The 2,319-nt window shown below is 69.9% G+C and carries 4 protein-coding genes; 2 read left to right on the forward strand and 2 right to left on the reverse strand.

The genetic code is table 11. The annotated features are described in order from the left end of the window. Window positions 1-293: 293 nt before the first annotated feature. Window positions 294-797 carry an SgcJ/EcaC family oxidoreductase gene (locus G567_RS0125025; protein WP_028932062.1) on the reverse strand — a complete coding sequence of 168 codons (504 nt, stop codon included), beginning with the start codon at window positions 795-797 and terminating at the stop codon, window positions 294-296. Beyond that, window positions 794-1,306, reverse strand: a complete 513-nt coding sequence (locus tag G567_RS31405) for a MarR family winged helix-turn-helix transcriptional regulator (protein WP_051233544.1) — start codon at window positions 1,304-1,306, stop codon at window positions 794-796. The genes G567_RS0125025 and G567_RS31405 overlap by 4 nt, the downstream gene beginning before the upstream one ends. A gap of 286 nt (window positions 1,307-1,592) precedes the next feature. On the opposite strand from G567_RS31405, the gene G567_RS0125035 reads away from it, so the two are divergent. Continuing rightward, entirely contained in the window at window positions 1,593-1,811 is a 219-nt protein-coding gene (locus G567_RS0125035) for a type II toxin-antitoxin system VapB family antitoxin (RefSeq protein ID WP_028932063.1), read from the forward strand. Beyond that, window positions 1,802-2,209, forward strand: a complete 408-nt coding sequence (gene vapC / locus G567_RS0125040) for a type II toxin-antitoxin system VapC family toxin (protein ID WP_028932064.1) — start codon at window positions 1,802-1,804, stop codon at window positions 2,207-2,209. The genes G567_RS0125035 and vapC overlap by 10 nt, the downstream gene beginning before the upstream one ends. Window positions 2,210-2,319: the final 110 nt, after the last annotated feature.

Raw genomic sequence — 2,319 nt, forward strand, 5'->3', positions numbered from 1 at the left:
CGACACCGGTCAAGACCGCCGCCGTGACCGGCTGAACCGGTCGCCCCGCCACCGACCCCCCTTGACACCCAAGCCCCCATAGGGAATCAGCCGAGGGGATCCCGGCGCAGGGAGCGCGGCAAGCGCCCCAAAGCCACGAAACGAGCCGGGTGTGATTCGCGGTAAGTCCTCGTCTGCTGATCCGGGCCATGTTCTTCTCAGCCGGCGAGGCGACGGCAGCGACGGCGCCCGGCGTCTCCAACGCAGATGCCCCGGGCTCCGACGCGGTGCCGTTCTCGCTGGAGATCGGATGGTCAGTGGCCGACGGCGGCCGGGCGCGCCCCGACGTGCCCGAGTCCGGCCGCCCGGCTCCCGCGCACGAGGAGGCGCGCGATCCGGGCCGGGACGGAGTCGGGTCCGGGGACGCCGACGGGACGGATGCGCCCGTTGTGGATCGCGGTGGCCTTCCAGCCGTCCCCGTTGCGGACAACGATCATCGTGTTGCGGGTGCGACGGCGCTTCGGCAACCGGGTGCGCCAGGCGACGAGCACCGAGCCGGTGGCGTGCACGAGGGCGATGCCATCGGCCAGGTAGCGGATGCTCTCGATCTCGCCGACCAGCGCGCTGCCGTAGAGCACGCCACGGAACAGCTTGTCGTGCGAGGCGACCATGGGATCACGGCCGCGTTCAAGGTAGCCGTCGTAGGAGACGTAGTCGCAGTCGTCGGTGAAGCAGGCGCCGTACGCGTGGGCGTCGCCGTCGGTCCATGCTCGGCACATGCGCTCGAACAGGGCGGTGATCTGCTCGTCGTCGGTCATGGTGACGTCCTTTCGGCCGGTCTGCCGGACGGGGCGGTGGGGAGGACGGTGTGGCTGCGCAGGGCCGCGACGCGGCGGTAGAGCAGGTCGGTGGCCCGGGTGAGAAACGTGTGGATCGCGGCGACCTCGGCGCCGGTGAATCCCTCGAGCAGCGCATCGTGGCCCGCCGGGAGCGTGGCGAACAGATCCTGGATCTCCTCGACCGCGGAGTTGGTCGGGTACAGGAGCTGTTTGCGCCGGTCGCGGGGGTGGGGTTCGCGGCGTAGGCGTCCGCTGCGCTCCAGCCGGGCCACGACGCCGGTGATCGCACCGGTGGTCAGCCCGGTGAGCGCCGCCAGTTCACTGCCGGTCATCGGGCCGCGCTCGTGCAGCAGGTCGAGGCACTTGTGATCGGCCGGACCCAGCCCGAGCCGTTCGGCCAGTGCGTGATGGAACAGGACGGTGGCGGTGCTGTGCCGCCGCGCCAGAGACGCGGTGATCTCGCGGGCGAGGTCCTGCCGACGTGGCATCGTGCATGCCCCTCTCGTCGCTCGCGAAACCGACCTTCGCGGCTCGTGCCAGGAGTCCGGGAACCGGCAAGACTCCTTAGCTTCTAAGCGACATCGTAAGCGTTAGGTCAACCCTGGGATCGTGGCGGTGGTGATCGTCCTCATGTGATCCTGCGGATCTGCTGCCGCATCTGGCCGGTGTGCTGATCGAGGACGTGCGACGACGCCACGATCACCTCTCGAACACGTTCTCATGGAGCCATGACGGCGCCTGCGCGCCGCCGACTCGAAGGGGTATCATTGGTGTATGACACGCACCAACATCGACATCGACGACGAGCTGGTCGCCGAGGTGATGCGCAGGTTCGGGTTGAAGACCAAGAAGGACGCCGTCGACCTGGCCTTGCGGCGGCTGGTCGGGCCTCGGCTCTCGCCGGAGTTCCTCGCCGGTCTGGAGGGGATCGGCTGGAAGGGCGATCTCGATGAGATGCGCGGCTCCCGGGTCCAGGACGTCGAATGCAGCTGATCGACACCTCGGCTTGGGTGGAGTACCTGCGGCGCACCGGATCCCCGGCGAACGCCGAGGTGCGCCGCCTCCTGCGCGAGGAGCCCGGCGCCATCGCGACGACCGAACCGGTGATCATGGAGCTGCTGGCCGGGGCGACCAGCGAGCCCGCGTTCGCGAAGCTTCAGGTGCTGACAGGCGGGCTCCGGCTCCTGCCGGTCGATGCGGCGCTCGACTACCGGGACGCTGCGGTCGTGTACCGCGCGGTCCGCGCCGCGGGCGGTACGGTCCGGAAGATCCTCGACTGCCTGATCGCGGTCGTCGCCGCCCGGACCGGCGCCACGCTCGTGCACCGCGACCGCGACTTCGACGCGCTCGCGCCGGCCCTGCCGGACCTGCGCGTGCGTTCCCTGGTCTGACTGTGAGGATGGTCAAGCCGGCCCGGTGATGGTGGGCTGGTGGTGACAGCAGCGGGGGTGACCCGTGGTCTGACTGGCGTGATGCCCTTGAGCGGACTTGTCCGCCTGCT

The organism is Pseudonocardia asaccharolytica DSM 44247 = NBRC 16224 (assembly GCF_000423625.1).
In the GTDB taxonomy this organism is placed as follows: Bacteria; Actinomycetota; Actinomycetes; order Mycobacteriales; family Pseudonocardiaceae; genus Pseudonocardia; species Pseudonocardia asaccharolytica.

Excerpts from the sequence above, each read along its gene's own strand:
- G567_RS0125025 (WP_028932062.1), bottom strand. The coding sequence starts at position 797 with ATGACCGACGACGAGCAGATCACCGCCCTGTTCGAGCGCATGTGCCGA.
- G567_RS31405 (WP_051233544.1), bottom strand. The coding sequence starts at position 1,306 with ATGCCACGTCGGCAGGACCTCGCCCGCGAGATCACCGCGTCTCTGGCG.
- G567_RS0125035 (WP_028932063.1), top strand. The coding sequence starts at position 1,593 with ATGACACGCACCAACATCGACATCGACGACGAGCTGGTCGCCGAGGTG.
- vapC (WP_028932064.1), top strand. The coding sequence starts at position 1,802 with ATGCAGCTGATCGACACCTCGGCTTGGGTGGAGTACCTGCGGCGCACC.